17 protein-coding genes are annotated in these 14,958 nt (G+C 74.3%); 5 read left to right on the top strand and 12 right to left on the bottom strand.

What is annotated here, in order from left to right:
- Positions 1 to 5: 5 nt before the first annotated feature.
- Both AC6JBM_RS11260 and AC6JBM_RS11265 read right to left on the bottom strand, forming a co-directional pair.
- Positions 6 to 1,223, bottom strand: a complete 1,218-nt coding sequence (locus AC6JBM_RS11260) for an RNA polymerase sigma factor (protein WP_497983546.1) — start codon at positions 1,221 to 1,223, stop codon at positions 6 to 8.
- Positions 1,220 to 1,546, bottom strand: a complete 327-nt coding sequence (locus tag AC6JBM_RS11265; protein WP_497983547.1) for a YciI family protein — start codon at positions 1,544 to 1,546, stop codon at positions 1,220 to 1,222. The genes AC6JBM_RS11260 and AC6JBM_RS11265 overlap by 4 nt, the downstream gene beginning before the upstream one ends.
- Before the next feature lie 146 nt (positions 1,547 to 1,692).
- Here AC6JBM_RS11265 and AC6JBM_RS11270 point away from each other — a divergent pair, with 146 nt between their 5' ends.
- From AC6JBM_RS11270 to AC6JBM_RS11285, 4 genes are all read left to right on the top strand, one after another.
- Positions 1,693 to 3,621, top strand: a complete 1,929-nt coding sequence (locus AC6JBM_RS11270) for a hypothetical protein (protein WP_497983548.1) — start codon at positions 1,693 to 1,695, stop codon at positions 3,619 to 3,621.
- 82 nt (positions 3,622 to 3,703) lie between these two features.
- On the top strand, positions 3,704 to 4,132 hold the full coding sequence (locus AC6JBM_RS11275; RefSeq protein ID WP_497983549.1) for a protealysin inhibitor emfourin: 429 nt from the start codon (positions 3,704 to 3,706) through the stop codon (positions 4,130 to 4,132).
- Positions 4,133 to 4,379: 247 nt separating this feature from the next.
- Positions 4,380 to 4,850, top strand: a complete 471-nt coding sequence (locus tag AC6JBM_RS11280; protein WP_497983550.1) for an NUDIX domain-containing protein — start codon at positions 4,380 to 4,382, stop codon at positions 4,848 to 4,850.
- 83 nt (positions 4,851 to 4,933) lie between these two features.
- Positions 4,934 to 5,770: an SDR family oxidoreductase gene (locus AC6JBM_RS11285; RefSeq protein WP_497983551.1), complete on the top strand. Its 837-nt coding sequence runs from the start codon at positions 4,934 to 4,936 to the stop codon at positions 5,768 to 5,770.
- A 3-nt stretch (positions 5,771 to 5,773) separates the two neighbouring features.
- Here AC6JBM_RS11285 and AC6JBM_RS11290 read toward each other — a convergent pair whose 3' ends face one another.
- Both AC6JBM_RS11290 and AC6JBM_RS11295 read right to left on the bottom strand, forming a co-directional pair.
- Entirely contained in the window at positions 5,774 to 6,499 is a 726-nt protein-coding gene (locus AC6JBM_RS11290) for a hypothetical protein (RefSeq protein WP_497983552.1), read from the bottom strand.
- Positions 6,500 to 6,525: 26 nt separating this feature from the next.
- Positions 6,526 to 7,020, bottom strand: coding sequence for a nuclear transport factor 2 family protein (locus AC6JBM_RS11295; RefSeq protein WP_350617046.1), 495 nt, complete (start codon positions 7,018 to 7,020; stop codon positions 6,526 to 6,528).
- A gap of 108 nt (positions 7,021 to 7,128) precedes the next feature.
- Between AC6JBM_RS11295 and AC6JBM_RS11300 the strand changes: the two genes are divergently transcribed.
- Entirely contained in the window at positions 7,129 to 8,082 is a 954-nt protein-coding gene (locus AC6JBM_RS11300; protein ID WP_497983553.1) for a TIGR03619 family F420-dependent LLM class oxidoreductase, read from the top strand.
- 292 nt (positions 8,083 to 8,374) lie between these two features.
- Here the strand turns inward: AC6JBM_RS11300 and AC6JBM_RS11305 are convergent, their stop codons facing one another.
- The 8 genes from AC6JBM_RS11305 to AC6JBM_RS11340 are packed head-to-tail and all read right to left on the bottom strand — an operon-like array spanning position 8,375 to position 14,957.
- Entirely contained in the window at positions 8,375 to 9,355 is a 981-nt protein-coding gene (locus AC6JBM_RS11305) for an alcohol dehydrogenase catalytic domain-containing protein (RefSeq protein WP_497983554.1), read from the bottom strand.
- An 11-nt stretch (positions 9,356 to 9,366) separates the two neighbouring features.
- Positions 9,367 to 9,657 (bottom strand): hypothetical protein, encoded by a 291-nt coding sequence (locus tag AC6JBM_RS11310; RefSeq protein ID WP_497983555.1) that lies wholly within the window; start codon positions 9,655 to 9,657, stop codon positions 9,367 to 9,369.
- A 2-nt stretch (positions 9,658 to 9,659) separates the two neighbouring features.
- On the bottom strand, positions 9,660 to 10,754 hold the full coding sequence (locus AC6JBM_RS11315) for an ABC transporter substrate-binding protein (protein ID WP_350617039.1): 1,095 nt from the start codon (positions 10,752 to 10,754) through the stop codon (positions 9,660 to 9,662).
- A gap of 50 nt (positions 10,755 to 10,804) precedes the next feature.
- The gene (locus AC6JBM_RS11320; RefSeq protein ID WP_350617038.1) at positions 10,805 to 11,683 is read right to left on the bottom strand and encodes an ABC transporter permease; all 879 of its coding nucleotides are present in this window, start codon (positions 11,681 to 11,683) and stop codon (positions 10,805 to 10,807) included.
- Positions 11,680 to 12,516, bottom strand: a complete 837-nt coding sequence (locus AC6JBM_RS11325; RefSeq protein ID WP_350617036.1) for an ABC transporter ATP-binding protein — start codon at positions 12,514 to 12,516, stop codon at positions 11,680 to 11,682. Before AC6JBM_RS11325 ends, AC6JBM_RS11320 begins: the two co-directional genes overlap by 4 nt.
- 22 nt (positions 12,517 to 12,538) lie before the next feature.
- Positions 12,539 to 13,276, bottom strand: coding sequence for an SDR family oxidoreductase (locus AC6JBM_RS11330; RefSeq protein ID WP_497983556.1), 738 nt, complete (start codon positions 13,274 to 13,276; stop codon positions 12,539 to 12,541).
- On the bottom strand, positions 13,267 to 13,893 hold the full coding sequence (locus AC6JBM_RS11335) for a cysteine hydrolase family protein (RefSeq protein ID WP_497983557.1): 627 nt from the start codon (positions 13,891 to 13,893) through the stop codon (positions 13,267 to 13,269). The genes AC6JBM_RS11330 and AC6JBM_RS11335 overlap by 10 nt, the downstream gene beginning before the upstream one ends.
- Entirely contained in the window at positions 13,890 to 14,957 is a 1,068-nt protein-coding gene (locus AC6JBM_RS11340) for a Gfo/Idh/MocA family protein (protein ID WP_497983558.1), read from the bottom strand. The genes AC6JBM_RS11335 and AC6JBM_RS11340 overlap by 4 nt, the downstream gene beginning before the upstream one ends.
- Between the last annotated feature and the right edge of the window lies 1 nt (position 14,958).

A 14,958-nucleotide genomic window follows, 5' to 3' on the forward strand; every position in this document is an offset into this window, starting at 1 on the left:
GCCGGTCAAGCCCCGGCCTCGTCGCGGCGGCGCGTCAGGTACGCCGTCGCGGCCGTGTTGCTCTCCAGCGCGATGGCCCGGTCGTAGGCCGCCCGCGCCTCCGCGCTGCGGCCCAACCGGCGCAGCAGGCGGGCGCGGGTGGCGTGGAAGGCCGGGTAGCCCTCCAGCGGCAGGCCCTCCACCTGCGCCAGCGCCACCTGCGGGCCGTCGAGCTCGGCCACGGCGATGGCCCGGTTGAGCCGCACGATGGGCGTGGGTTCGAGCCGCAGCAGCATGTCGTAGAGCGCGACGATCTGCGACCAGTCGGTGTCGCGGACGTCCGGGGCGTCGGTGTGCACGGCGTTGATCGCGGCGAGGATCTGGTACCGCCCCGGCGCCTGTCCGGACGCGAGCCGCGCCCGGACCAGGGCGTGCCCCTCGGCGACCAGCGCGCGGTCCCAGGCGCCGCGGTCCTGGTCGTCCAGCGGCACCAGCTCGCCGCTCGCCGACAACCGCGCGGCCCGGCGGGCCTCCGTCAGCAGCATCAGCGCCAGCAGCCCGGCGACCTCGCCGTCGGCCGGCAGCAGGTCCCGGACCAGGCGGGTCAGCCGGATCGCCTCGGCGGTCAGCTCGCCGCGGATCGCCTCCCGCTGCGGGTCGGAGGCCAGGTAGCCCTCGTTGAAGATCAGGTAGAGCACGGTGAGCACCCCGGTCACGCGCGCCGGAAGGTCCTCGCGGTCCGGCACCCGGTACGGGATCCGGGCCGCCTTGATCTTCGCCTTGGCGCGGGTGATCCGCTGGCCCATGGCGCTCTCCTGGACCAGGAACGCGCGGGCGATCTCGGCCACGGTGAGCCCGCCGACCATGCGCAGCGTCAGCGCGATCCGCGTCTCCATCGCGAGCGCGGGGTGGCAGCAGGTGAAGACGAGCCGGAGCCGGTCGTCGTCGATGGCGCCGAGCGGTTCCGGAGTGTCGGTGAGCATCAGCGCCTCCTTGTGCTTCTCGTCGCGCTTGGCCTCGCGCCGGAGCCGGTCGACGGCCTTGCGCTGGGCGGTGGTGGCGAGCCACGCGCCGGGGTTCGGCGGGACGCCGTCGACCGGCCAGCGCTCCACGGCGGCCGCGAACGCCTCGGCCGCCATCTCCTCGGCGACGTCGAGGTCGCCGATGCGCCGGGCGAGGCCGGCGACCACCCGGGCCCACTCGGCGCGGTAGACGGCGGCGATCCTCTCCTCGATCTCGGTCACAGGAACGGCCGGACCTCGACCCTCCGGTTGCACGCCTTCGACCCGCCGGAGGCGAGCCGCAGCGCCACGTCGAGGTCGGGGGCCTCGACGATCCAGAAGCCGACGGCGAACTCCTTCGTCTCCACGACCGGCCCGTCGGTGAACACCGCCTCACCGGCCCGGCTGTCGACGACCGTCGCCGTGGCCGGCCCCCCGAGGCCACCGGCGAAGACCCAGTAGCCGTCGGCCTGCAGCTGCGCGTTGAAGGCGTCGATCGCGACGTCCTCCTCCTCGGTGGCGTGCTCGGTGTTGTCGTTGAGCACGGAAATCAGGTACTGCGCCATCGGTCTCATCTCCCATCTCGGGCGGGCCCGCCGCGGGCCGCCGCTCGCCCCTGCTACGAACGCCGCCCCCGCGATCCGACAGACCCGGCGAATATTTCTGGAGGAATGTTGTACGGCGAACGCCCGGACCGTGATGCTATCGGCAAGTGACGGACGGTGAGCTGCACGGGCTCCTCGCGGACCTCGCGCCCGACCGGCGCGGGGAGCGGGCGTTCGCCACCCTGGAGCGGGTCTGGCCCACCCGCCCGAGCGCGACGGTCCCGTTCTTCATGCAGCGGTTGTACGAGCTGTCGTCGCTCCCCGCCAACCGCAACCGGTCCCTGCTCGTGCACCTGATCGCCGGCATCGCGCGCAGTCACCGGCACACCTGGCCGGCCGCGCGGCTCCCGGCCCTGACCGAGTGCCTGCGGGCCGGCGTGCCGCTGCTGACCACGTTCATCGCCGACCCCGACCCGCTGGTGCGGCGGGTCGCCCCGTACGCGATCTGCGAGATCCTCACCGGCGAGCCCGGCCCCGCCGGCCCCATCCGCGAGCAGGCGGCGGCCGAGGACGACCCGCTGGCCCTGGCCGGTCAGGTGCGCGCGCTGGACGAGCTCGGCCACGCCGCGCCGCCCGGCTCGACGCCGGTGGCGTGGTTCGCGTCGTGGCTGCCGCACCCGAGCCCGGAGGTTCGCATGGCCGCGGTGGGCGCCCTCGCCCGCCGCGCGGCCGGGCCGGACGGCGGCGCCGCCGGGCTCGGAACGGTCGCCGCCGAGGCCGTGACGGCGGCCGGGCCGGACGGCGCCGGCGCCGGGCTTGGGACGGTCGCCGCCGAGGCCGTGGCGGCGGCCGGAACGCTCGCGTGGACCGGCTCACCGTGGCGCCCGCGCCAGGGCCACGCCTCGGTGCTCTGGCTCGCCAAGCGCCTGGCCGGACACCCGCACGAGGGCGAACGGCTGGCCCTGGCGGCGTTCGACGACGGGACCGAGCAGGTCCGCTGGGGCGCCGCCCCGGCCGCGGCCGCCGTCCTGCACCGCTGGCGCCGCCCGCTGCCCCGGCTCTGGGCCGCCCTCGCCGACGGGCTGCGCGACCCGTCGGAGCTCGTCCGGCGGCACTGCGCCGAGGTCCTCGCGACCGGCGGCGCGGCGGTCCGCCCGCACGCCGAGCGGCTCCTGGCCGTCGCCGAGCGGGACGAGACCCCTACGGGGCTGCACGCCGTCGCCGCGCTCGCCGGGCTCGGGGACCCGCGGGTGCTGCCCGCGCTGACCCGCTGGATCGGCGCCACGACCTCCTGGCCGCGCACGATCGCCCCGGACGACCTGCTCGTCCCGTTCCGCGAGCACGCCGGGGCGCTGCTGTGCACCATCCGCGCCGTGCTGCGCCGCGACCCGTGGGACTGCCGCCCGCACCTCGCCGCGCTGGCCGCCTGGGGCGGGGCCGCCGCGAGCGCCGTGCCCGAGCTCGTCGCGCTCCTCGACACCCGGCACGCCGCGCGGGCCTGCGCCGTGCTCGGCCGCATCGGGCCGGGCGCCGCGACCGCCGCCGAGATCCTGGAGCGGCTGGCGACCGGCCGCCGGCACCCGAAGGCGCACTCGTCCGCGTGGCCCGGGACCCAGGACGCGGCCTGGGCGCACTGGCGGGTCACCGGCGAGCCCGGCGTCGCGCTCGCGGTCATCGGGCGGGCGGTCCGGCGCGGGCCGGGCCACGCGATGCTGCCGTACCTCGCGGACCTCGGCCCGCTCGCCGCGGCGCACGCCGGGGACGTGCGGCGCCTGCTCGACGTCCCCGGCGGCTGGACCCGGACCGAGGCCGCGCACGCGTGGTGGCGCATCACCGGCGACCCGGCGCCGGCGGTCCCCGTGCTGTGCTCCGCCATCGAGCCGCTGCGCCGCCGCGAGTCCAGCGCCGTGATCCGCGCGGCCGTGCGCCACCTCGGCGCGATCGGCGCGGCCGCCGCGGGCGCGCTACCGTTGCTGGACGACGTCCTGGCGGGCGACCGGCGCACCGCCGACTCCCGCGGCCGGCACGCGATCCTCGACGACGACGCGCTCGTCGGCGCTGCCCGCGGTACACGTGATGGTTTGCAAACCGCCTGAAACCGAACGGGCGCATCCCGCCGCGTGGTGTGCTCAGGGGAGAGGGCGCCGATCGGCGGGGCCGTAAGCACGGGGGTGCACCATGGGACGAACGTTCGCACGCAACGCAATCGTGACCCTGGCCCTGACCGGTGCGGTGGCGGCCGCCGCACCCGCAACACCGGCCGCAGCGGCCCCGGGCATGATCCCCATCGGCCTGGCGAGCAAGATCGTGCTGGAGCGCTCCGGCGGGTTCGCCGGCGAGCGGACCGCGTTCGTGGTGGACCGCAGCACCGTCGGCAGGAGGCCCGCGCTGCGGATGGCCGGCAGTGTCAAGTTCCTGCGGCTGCGCCCCGCGTACCAGCCGGAGAACCCGTGCTGCGACCGGTACGCGTACCGCATCACGGTCACCTACCGCACCGGGTTCCACAAGTCCGTGTCGACCGTGCAGGGCACCAAGGCCCCGAGGATCCTCTGGGACACGATCGGGCAGGCCGAGCGGTACGGCGTCCGCCCCTTCGCGCCCCGCTGACGCCGCGGCTCTCGCCGCCGGCCGGCCGTCGCGGTCACATGAACGCGATGAACTACCTGCCCCTGGCCTCGCCGGTGCGCGCGAGCGCCGAGGTGCCGGCGGACAGGCCCGACCGCGTGGGCTTCGCCTACGACGAGGTGGCCATGGACGTCGTGCCGGTCGTGTTCGGCTCCGGCAAGCCCTTCTTCGCCGGCATCGAGGGCCGGCACCTCCTGGAGGCCCCGCGCGCACCACCTAGTTTGGCGGGATGGCCGATTTCACCGCGACACTGCCCCGCAAGCGCATGGGGGCCGGCATCGTGTTCTCCGACGGGGCCGGCCGCGTGCTGCTGGTCGAGCCCGTGTACAAGCCGCACTGGGAGATTCCCGGCGGCGCCGTGGAGGCCGACGAGTCGCCGCACGCGGCCGTCGTGCGCGAAGTCCGCGAGGAGCTCGGGCTGGCGGTCGAGCCGGGCCGGCTCCTGGTGGTCGACTGGGTTCCGCCCCGGCCCGACCGCACCGAGGGCCTGATGCTGCTCTACGACGGTGGCGTCCTGACCCCGGATCGCACCGCGTGCATGCGCCTGCCGCCGGAGGAGCTGCGAGGCTGGGCGTGGTGCACGGGGGCCGAGGCCGGACAACGGCTGTCGGACCTGCTGGCCCGCCGGATGGACGCGGCGATCCGGGCCCGCGGCGACGGCAGCACCGCGTATCTGGAGAACGGTCTCCTCGTCGTCTGACGGTGTTTCCGCAGCTCGACGCGCATATGCGAACACCGTGTTCGCGTTTGCGGGGGCGCGGCCGGGCACGCTAGTCATGACGGATGCGGATACTTGTCACGGGGGGAACCGGAAACGTCGGGCGGCTCGTCGTCGGGCACCTGCTGCGGGCCGGGGCCGACGTCCGGGTCCTCACCCGGCGCGCCGACCCCGCCCTGCCCGACGGCGTCGAGGTCGTCCGCGGCGATCTGGCGGAGCCCGGCAGTCTTCGATCCGCGTTCGCCGAAGTGCAGCGGATGTACCTGTTCCCGCACCCGGCCACCGCCGAGCACGTGGTGCGGCTCGCGGAGCGGGCGGGAGTGCGGCGCGTCGTCACGCTCTCGTCCGGGGCGGTCACGACCGGCCACGACACGAACTTCCATCTCCCCGTCGAGCGGGCCGTCGAGGCCTCCGGCCTGGAGTGGACCCACGTCCGGCCCGGCGAGTTCATGCTCAACGCGCTCTGGCTGTGGGGCCCGTCGATCCGGGCCGAGCGCGTGGTGCGGGACCCGTTCCCCGACTGGGCCGGGCACCCCGTCCACGAGCACGACATCGCCGACGCCGCGGCCGCCGCGCTGCTCGGGGACGGGCATGAGCACAGGGCGTACACCGTGAACGGCCCCGAGCAGATCAGCCGGCGCGAACAGGTCGGGGTGATCGCCGACGCGCTCGGCGAGGACCTCCGGTTCGAGGTGGTCACGCCGGCCCGGGCCCGGGAGATCTACCTGGCGCAGGGCGGGTTCGCGGCCGCCTCCGCCGACTTCCTGAGCGGCTTCGAGTCCTACTCGGGACCCGGCGAGGCGCCGATCGAGGCTCCGCGCACCCCGGTCCGGGACGTCACGTGGAAGGCGGAGCGGACGTTCGCCACCTGGGCGCGCGACCACCTCGCCGACTTCCGGTGAGGGTCAGTCGTCGGAGGCCACGATCTGCGTCACCAGGCCGCTCGCGCGGTGCAGCAGCACGAACTCGTGGAACTCGCGGTGGACCCAGCCCCAGTCGTGCAGGGCGGCGCGGCCGAGGTGGGGCAGGCGGAAGACCTCGTCGGCGATCTGCAGCGGCCGGTAGACCTGTCGTCGCATCTCGGCCCGCAGGCGGTCCGGAACGCGGAACTGTTCGGCCCATTCCCGCACGCGTCGCTCGGCGCCGTTCCGGTGCATCCAGCGATACGACGACGCCGTGATGTGGTCGCGGCGGTAGGGGCCGTGCAGTTCGGGGGCTGTGCCCGGCCGGCCGGCATAGTGGTCGCCGAATCGTTCGTCCGCGATCAGCGCGGACAGGACGGCTCGGTCGTCGCTCGTGGTGCCGAGCAGGCGGAAGCGGTGGATATGGACCCATCGGCGAGTGTCGTCGGCGAAGTTGATGAAGGCATGGTCGAGGTGCCTGAGCCTGATGGCCGCGGTCCGGGTCGCGGGCGGGAGTGCGCCGCGCAGCCGCAGCCGCATCCGGCCGCCCGCGTGCCAGAGCACGTCACCGGTGACCGTCGTGCCGATGGCGGGCAGTTCGGTGCCGCGGGGGAGCGTCGTGAACTCGGCGAGCCCGATCGACGCGGGTTCCCCGGCGACGCGGACGTACACCCCGAGCCGCCGGTGGCCGATGACCGCTCCGGCGAACGGCGAGCCGACTGGCAGCATCGGTGCAGCGTAGCCGGGGACGCGCGTCAGGGGGTGAGCAGCCGGTCGCGGAGGCGGTAGATGTGGTCCTCGCGGTCCCGGCGTCCGGCCGGGCCGGGGCCCTCGCGGGGAATGAACGCCCCGGCGTCCGAGCGCGTCCACTCGCGCGACGCGAAGCGTTCCAGGATTCGCCACTCGCCGCAGCGGCGCTCCATCACGTCGACGAAGCGGAAGCCGCTGGTGAAGTTCAGCTTCGGGTCGTCCGACGGCGTGCCCCAGTGGACCGCCATGCCGTACGTCTCCGACAGCGCCCGATCGCCCACGACCTCCACGAGGTGGTTGGCCACCAGGTGCTGCGTGCCGTCGAAGCCGCGCACCTTCGGCTCCACCCACGCGATGTAGTCCTCGATCGGGCCGTCGAAGCCGGTGTGGTGGTCGATCCCGCCAGGGTGGTAGCAGGACCGGACCAGCTCCATGTCGAGCCGGTCGATGCCCCGGCAGTAGCGGCACACCACCGCGCGGATCGCGTCCTCGTCAGTCATCAAACCTCCTCGGTCAAGAGCCTGGTGTGAGCCAGGCCCGCACGGCTAAGCTACCAAGCACTTGCTTGGTTAGGGAATCTGTTGGCTGGCAACGGAAGCGGGGTCGCGATGGCGCGGTTGGGCTTCAATCTCATGGGCATCGACGAGCTCTACGGCGGGCGGTTCGCCGGGCTGCTCGAGGCGGCCGCGCTGGCCGACGGGATGGGCGTCGACCTGCTCGTGCTGCCCGACCACGTGACGATGAGCGAGCGGGCGCACCGGGAGCGGGTCGCGCTCGGCTTCCCGTACCCGATCGCGACCAACTGGTACGAGCCGCTGACCGCGCTCGCGGCCGTCGCCGGTGTCACCGGGCGGGCCCGGCTCGGCACCAACGTGCTCGTCGCGCCGATCCGGCCCGCCGTCCTGCTGGCCAAGCAGCTCGCCACCCTCGACGTCATCTGCGGCGGGCGGCTCGACGTCGGGCTCGGGGTGGGGTGGCAGGAGGAGGAGTACCGCACGACCGAGCGCGCGTTCGAGGGCCGCTTCGGCTATCTCGAGGAGCAGGTCGCCGTGTGCCGGGCGCTCTGGGGCGGCGGGCCCGCGGCGCACGCCGGCCGGCACCTGGCGTTCACGGACCTGCACAGCATGCCGGTCCCGGTGCAGGGCGCCGATCTGCGGCTGTCGTTCGGCTTCAACCCCACCCCGCGGGCGATCGAGCGCATCGTGCGCCACGGGCTCGGCTGGTGGGCGGCGCCGATGCCGATCGAGGACTTCCGGGCCGCGGTCGCCGGGATTCGTACGGCGTGCGAGCGGGCCGGCCGGGACCCGGGCTCGGTCACCGTCACCGCGGCCACGACCCTCGTGGCGCACGAGATGACGGCCGAGGAGGCCGGCGTGGCGCCGGTGCTCGAGGAGGCCGAGCAGCTCTGGGACGCGGGCGCCGACTGCGTGATCGTGCACCCGATCGCCTTCGTCAAGGGCCCGGAGGAGCTGCCGGCCTTCCTGCAGCCCCTCCTCGACGCGCGCGACGCTCACGCCGTCACCTCCGCAGGCTCCGGTGCCGGCGCGAGGGACCTGTGTTGATGGTGAGCGGCCCCTCCGCTTCGCTCCGGACCGCTCACGCCGTCACCTCCGCAGGCTCCGGTGCCGGCGCGAGGGACCTGTGTTGATGGTGAGCGGCCCCTCCGCTTCGCTTCGGACCGCTCACGCCGTCACCTCCGCAGGCTCCGGTGCCGGCGCGAGGGACCTGTGTTGATGGTGAGCGGCCCCTCCGCTTCGCTCCGGACCGCTCACGCCGTCACCTCCGCAGGCTCCGGTGCCGGCGCGAGGGACCTGTGTTGATGGTGAGCGGCCCCTCCGCTTCGCTCCGGACCGCTCACGCTTCGACGACCACCTTGAGCTGCCCCGGGCGCGGGGCCGCCGCGCGGTCGTAGGCCTCCTGGACGCGGGTCATCGGCAGGCGGTCGGTGACGTAGGCGTCCAGGAGCGCCGGGTGGTCGCGGAGGTACTGCTGCGCCAGCCGCAGCACCCGCGGCCGGTCCTTGGTCGTCCCGGCCCGCAACGTCAGATCCTTGCGGAAGAACGTGTGCATCGGCACCGGGTACACCAGGTCGTCGGGCACCCCGAAGTAGTAGACGAGCCCGCCGCCCGCCACCGCGTCGATCGCGCACGTAAGGGTGCCGACCTGGTGCCCGATGGACTCGACCACGACCTGCGGCCGGTCGCCCGGGCCGAGCGACTCCGCCCACCGGTCGCAGGACGCGTGCACGAACTCGCCGACGCCGAACGCCGGGGCCTCGGCCGAGCGGTCCACGCGGTCGACCCCGGTGACGAAGGCGCCGCGCGACGTGAGCACGTGGCTGAACAGCATGCCGATCGGGCCCTGACCGAGCACGGCGACCCGCTGCCCGGACACGTCGCCCATCCGCTCGACCGCGTAGATGACGCAGGCGAGCGGCTGGGCGACGATCGCCTCGGCCGGGGGCAGCCGGCCGTCGCCGGGGACGAGCGAGTCGCCCTCGGTGACGACCAGCTCGGCGATCGCGTCCTGGCCCAGGGCCCAGCCGACGGCGGTGTCGCCCGTGGCGAAGCCGGGGTGGCGGGACGCGATCACCTCGCCGACGACCTCGTGCATCGGGCAGCCCGGGCCCGGCGGCGCGCCGTCCGGATGGTTGCCCAGGCCGCCCTGGCGCTGGATGGCGCCCTTGAACAGCGGCATGTCGCTGCCGCAGATCGCGCCGGCGCGCACCCGCAGCAGCACCTCGCCGGGGACGAGGGCCGCCGCGAGCGGCGCCGGCACGGTCACGTGGGCGAATGTCGAGGGAGCCACGAGCCGGGCCGCCCACATCTCGCGCATGACTGCACTCCTTAGGTGCGCATCGATTCGACGTACCGCCGGATGACCTCGATGCCGTCGAACAGCTCGGTGAACGTCCACTCGCGGGGCGCGTCCGGGGCCGCCCGCAGCATCGCCCGCAGTGCCTCCTCGCTGGCCGCGTTCGCGACGATCATCCGGCCGCCGCCGGCCATCGAGTACAGGCAGTCGAACGTCCCGTCGGCCAGCCGCGCCGAGATCCAGTCGACGGCCGCGTCGGCGATGCGCAGGCCCAGCTCCGGATCGACCGGCCCGTGGTGCCCGATCGCCAGGTACTTGCCCATCGCTACGCCGACACCGCGGTCTGCCGCGGCCTGTCGTCGAAGATCTGCGCGTCCGAGAGCGGCTTGTCGAAGTTGACGATGCCGCCGATCCCGGCCCAGGCGGTCTCGATCGGCGCGATGTTGCCGACCGGGAACTTGAAGTCCGGGTCGAAGATCAGGCTGGAGGGCCCCGACAGCGACTCCTCCTTCGCCTCCATCGCCTTGACGAGGCCCGCCTTCACCTCCGGGTTGCTGCGGTAGTCGCCCTGCAGGTACGTGCGGCTGGTGCGGACCAGCGCGCGCAGGACGGCCGCGGCGACGTCGGGCTTCTCGGTGCGGATCTTGCCCATCCAGTAGCTCGTGATCGAGGCGGTGAACGGGATGATGAGCTTGTGCCCGTTCTTCTCGGCGGTGGTCCAGACCGGGTCGCTGAGGTTGCCGGCGTCGACGGAGCCGGACTCGAGCCCGGCCAGCAGGTCGGCGCCGCCGAGCGGGACGATCTGCACGTCCTTCACGGTGAGGTTGCAGGTCTTGAGGTACGCGGCCAGCTCGACCACGGCCGGCGAGCCCAGCCCGGTGGCGGAGCCGGTCGACACCTTCTTGCCCTTCAGGTCGCAGGCGCTGAACGTGCCGTCGGACTTGAGCAGGGTCTTGCGCACGTAGTAGCCCTGGTGGTTGGCCGGGCTCCAGCCGACGCCGCCGCCGATGCCCTTGATGTCGGCGCCGCCCGCGATGGCGTTGAACAGGCCCGCCGATGGTGCGGCCGGGGCGAAGTCGATGTCGCCCTTCTGCATGAGCACGACGAGGTTGTTCGTCTGGACGAGCTGGATATTGATCTTGATGTTTTCCTTCTTGAACTCGCCGAAGTACTCGGCGAGCAGCAGTGGTGCGTACGCCTCGATGTTGCGGAAGGGGACCGAGGCGTTGACCGTGACCTCGGTCGGCAGCGGCTTCGGCGCGGGGGTGTTCGGCCCGGTGGGGCCGGCGCTGAGCGCGGTCGTGGGCTGGTTCGCGGCCGGGTCGGCGGCGGGGGTCGTGCCGCCGTCGCCACACGCGGACAGCAGCGTGGCGGTGAGCGCGGCGACGGCGACGAAGGAACGGGCGGCTAATCGGTGCACGGCGGATTCCTTTCGTGGTGCTGGGGTGGTGCCGGGGGTGTGGTGGAACGTCACAGGAGGTTGCGGTCGCCGCCCTCGATCTCGACGCGGGCCCAGGGCAGCACCAGGAGCGACACCCACTTGACGATGTTGCTCAGCAGCAGGCCCATGAGCGCGACGGCGACGATCCCGACGTACATCCGCGGCGCCTGGAAGAGCGTCCAGGAGTACCAGATGAGATAGCCGATGCCCTTGTTCGCCTGGGTGAACTCGACGCCGACCATCATGAGCACGGCGACGCTGACCGACATCCGCAGGCCGATGAACATCTGCGGCAGCGCGGCCGGGAACATCACGTGCCGGAAGGTCTGCCACGGCCCGGCGTCGAAGCTCTGCGCCACCTCGCGGTGCCCGGGGCTCACGGCCAGGAACGCGGTCATCGTACTGACCCACATGAAGAAGAACACCGTCATGCCGATCGCCACGTTCAGGGCGGTGTCGGTGAGCCCGAAGATGAGCAGCAACAGCGGGAAGACGGCCAGCTTCGGCACCGTGTAGAGGGCCGAGAGCAGCGGTTCGAGCGTGGCCCGGACCCAGCGGGAGGCACCGAGCGCGACCCCGGCGGCCACGCCCGTCACCACGCCCATGCCGCAGCCGATGAGCACCCGCGTCAGGCTGACCCACAGGTGCTGGAACAGCTCGCCGCTCTTGATGAGCTCCAGCGCCGCGTCCCAGACCTTCGTCGGGGCGGGGAAGAACAGCGGGTTGATCGCGCCGCTCGTCGCGGCGATCTGCCACACCACGAACAGCACGATCGGCGCGCCGAAGCCGAGCACGATCTCGGCGATGCGGCGGTTGCGCCGCCGGCCCGCGGCCCGCTCCGGCGACGCCGAGGCCTCGCGGCGAACCAGGCGCGCGTCCGGTGGGGCAAGCTCGGTCACCTGGGTCACGACTGCTCCTTCCCGGCCGCGAGCGAGGCCTGGACCTCGTCGCGCAGCACGTCCCAGACGTTCTGGTGCAGGGCCGCGAACTCCGGCGTGCCGCGCAGGTCGCTCGGGCGGGGCCGCTCGAAGGGAACCCTGATGTCGCTGACGACCCGGCCGGGCCGCGCCGACACGACCACCACGCGGTCGCCGAGCACGAGGGCCTCCTCGAGGCTGTGGGTCACGAAGATGACGGTGCGCCGGTCCTCCTCCCAGACCTTGAGCAGCACCTCCTGCAGCACGACCCGCATCTGGGCGTCCACGGCCGCGAACGGCTCGTCCATGAGCAGGATCTGCGGTTGTACGGCCAGTGCCCGCGCGATCGACACGCGTTGGCGCATGCCGCCGGAGAGCGTCGCCGGATACGCCTTCTCGAAGCCCGCGAGCCCGAGCCGGCGAATCCAGTCCATCGCCCGCGCGTTGGCCTCCTTGCGCGGCACCTTCGCCATGTCCAGCCCGAACCGCACGTTCGCCAGCACCGTCTTCCAGGGCAGCACGCCGTAGTCCTGGAAGACCATCGACGTCGCCGCCCGGCCCTCGTCGAGCCAGAGGTCGAGGGTGCCCGCGGTCGGCGGCAGCAGCCCGTTGACGACGCGCAGGAACGTCGACTTGCCGCAGCCGGACGGGCCGACGAGGCAGACGAACTCGCCGTCCGCGACCGTCAGGTCGAGCGGGCCGAGGGCGTGCACCTTCTGCTTGCCGGAGATGAACTGCCGCTCCACGCCCGACGCGCGCAGCTTGGCGCCGGACGGGGTGTCGGGCGGCGATGGCGGGGCCGCCGGCCGTGTCTGTGTGTCCACGGTGCTCCTTCAGGGGTGTGGGTCAGCCGAACCACTGACCGGCGTTCACGTCGAGCGTCTGGCCGGTCACGCCGGCCGAGGCCGGGGAGCCGAAGAAGGCGGCCACCGAGGCCACCTCGCGGGCCGTCACGAACCGGCCCAGGCAGGTCCCGGCCTCGGCGTCGCGCCGGGGCTGGGGGCCGCCGAAGAACGCCTCGAGGTTGTCGGACTCGATGTAGCCGGGCACGACGGCGTTGACCCGGATGCCGTCCGGGCCGAGCTCGCGGGCCAGGACCTGCACCAGCGTGAGCATGGCGGACTTCATCGCCGCGTAGATGCCCGAGCCCGGGTGGGGCATCCGGGCGGAGATCGAGCTGATCAGCACCACCGATGCCGATCGGCCGCGCATCAACGGCAGGAGTTCGTACAGCAGGTTGGTGGCCGACAGGAGGTTGCCGTCGACCGCGGCGTGCCACTCCGCGGCCGTGCGCTCGCCCAGCGATCCGAGCGGCGGGCGGGCGAACGCGTTGTGCACCAGGACGTCGACGGCGCCGAGGCGCTCGCCGATGCGCCGCGCCGCCTCGGCGCACCGGGCCCGGTCGGTGAGGTCGGTGGGCAGGCACAGCGCGCCCGGATCGGTCGCGGCCACCTCGTCCAGGACGGCGGCGCGGCGGGCCAGCAGGGCCAGGTCGGCCCCGGCCGCGGCGAAGGTCAGCGCGAGCTCGCGGCCCAGTCCCGGGCCCACGCCGGCGATGACGGCCTTGCGTCCGTTCAGGTCCACGCGGCCACCACCTCGTCCACAGTGGACAGCCAGGCCAGGTGACGCAGGGTGTACCGCAGGACGTCCGCGGCGTACTCGGGCGGGGAGCCGGCCACCGCGTCGGTGGGGACGACGACGTTGTACCCCAGCCCGATCGCCTCCACCGAGGCGCCCGGGATGCCCATGTTCAGCGACACCCCGACCAGCACGAGGGTGCGCACCCCGAGTCCGCGCAGGGTGGCGTCGAGCTCGGTGCCGGTGAACGGAGTCACGCCGTGGTGCCGCTCGACCGTCATGTCGCCGGGCTCCGGCCCCAGCTCCGCCAGCACCCGCGCGGAGACCGAGCCGACGCGCAGGTTGTCGCCGGGCGCCGCCTCGGCGCGCCGCAGGATCGGGGCGTTGGCGCCCGCCGGGCGCCCGCCGGGCCGGTGGGCCACGGTGGCGTGCACGACCGGGACCCCGGCCGCGCGCGCCCCGGCCAGCAGGCGGCGCACGGCGTCGACGCCACCCGCGGCCCGCAGCTGGTCGCCGAGGTCCGGCACCAGGCTCTCGGGGCCGACGATGCCGCGCTGCAGCTCCATCGTCAGCACGGCGGTGCCGGTCGGCCGGACCAGGCCGGGATCGAGTCGGCGGCTCATGCCGCCACCCCCACGGCCACGGCACGGCCCGCTTCGGCGGCGGCCTGGATCGCCTCGACGACGCGCAGGACGGACAGGCCGTCGGCGAAGGTCGCGGGGCGGGGGAAGTCCGGCGCCGGCGGCTCGCCGGGGTGGTCGAGACGGTGGTACAGCCAGCGCGCGAGACCGGTGTAGGCGGCGATCTCCAGCCCGGTCCACGGCCGCGGGTCGGCCGCGTCCGTGGGCGGCGGCGGGGGCGCCTGCGGGGTGAGCCGGCGGGTCCCGTCCGCGGTGGCAAGGTACGCGTGACCGTCCACGATGGACACGGTGCCCTCGGTGCCGGCGACCCGGGTCACCTCGACCGGCTCGCCCCAGGCCGCCGCGCACTCCTGGAGCACCCCGGTCGCGCCGGACTCGGTGCGCAGCAGCACGCCGTAGCCGTCGTCGGCGCCGCCGGCCGGCCGGGGCACCGCCTGGCCGAGCGTCGCCGACACCTCGGCGATCGGGCCGAGCCAGAGCTGGAGCTGGTCGATGAGGTGGGTGCCGTTCGCGCGCAGCCAGCCGCCGCCGCGCGCCGGATCGAACCACCAGCCCGGGGCGCTCGCGTCCGCGGCGGCGAGGATCGGGTAGGAGCGGATGATCGTGGCCGTGTGCGGGCGGCCGACGAGGCCCGTGGCGATCACGTCCCGGACCGCCTCGACCGCCGGGTCCCAGCGGAACTCGGTGCCGACCAGCGCCACCAGCCCGGCCGCCGCGGCCGCCGCCGTCACCGCCTCGGCCTGCCCGGCGGTGAGCGCCAGCGGCTTCTCGCAGATCACGTGCCGGCCGGCGGCGATCGCCAGCGCGGCCAGCTCGGCGTGGGTGTCGGGCGGGGTGGCGATGGTGACGACGTCGGCGGCGGTGGCCTCCAGCGCCGCCGCGAGCGAGTCGAAGCCGGCCGCGACCCCGATCCGCGCGGCGCGGCGGGCCGTCCGCTCGGCGTCGGAGCCGACGAGCGCGGCCACCTCGAACCCGGCCGCGCGCAGGGCCGGCACGTGCACGCGCAGGCCGAAGCCCGTGCCGGCGACGATCGCCCGGCGGCCCACG

This window comes from Dactylosporangium thailandense (assembly GCF_059739745.1).

Bases quoted from the DNA above. Each gene is read 5' to 3' on its own strand.
- AC6JBM_RS11265 (WP_497983547.1), bottom strand. From the start codon at position 1,546: ATGGCGCAGTACCTGATTTCCGTGCTCAACGACAACACCGAGCACGCC.
- AC6JBM_RS11275 (WP_497983549.1), top strand. From the start codon at position 3,704: ATGGGACGAACGTTCGCACGCAACGCAATCGTGACCCTGGCCCTGACC.
- AC6JBM_RS11280 (WP_497983550.1), top strand. From the start codon at position 4,380: ATGGCCGATTTCACCGCGACACTGCCCCGCAAGCGCATGGGGGCCGGC.
- AC6JBM_RS11285 (WP_497983551.1), top strand. From the start codon at position 4,934: ATGCGGATACTTGTCACGGGGGGAACCGGAAACGTCGGGCGGCTCGTC.
- AC6JBM_RS11290 (WP_497983552.1), bottom strand. From the start codon at position 6,499: ATGCTGCCAGTCGGCTCGCCGTTCGCCGGAGCGGTCATCGGCCACCGG.
- AC6JBM_RS11295 (WP_350617046.1), bottom strand. From the start codon at position 7,020: ATGACTGACGAGGACGCGATCCGCGCGGTGGTGTGCCGCTACTGCCGG.
- AC6JBM_RS11300 (WP_497983553.1), top strand. From the start codon at position 7,129: ATGGCGCGGTTGGGCTTCAATCTCATGGGCATCGACGAGCTCTACGGC.
- AC6JBM_RS11305 (WP_497983554.1), bottom strand. From the start codon at position 9,355: ATGCGCGAGATGTGGGCGGCCCGGCTCGTGGCTCCCTCGACATTCGCC.
- AC6JBM_RS11310 (WP_497983555.1), bottom strand. From the start codon at position 9,657: ATGGGCAAGTACCTGGCGATCGGGCACCACGGGCCGGTCGATCCGGAG.
- AC6JBM_RS11335 (WP_497983557.1), bottom strand. From the start codon at position 13,893: ATGAGCCGCCGACTCGATCCCGGCCTGGTCCGGCCGACCGGCACCGCC.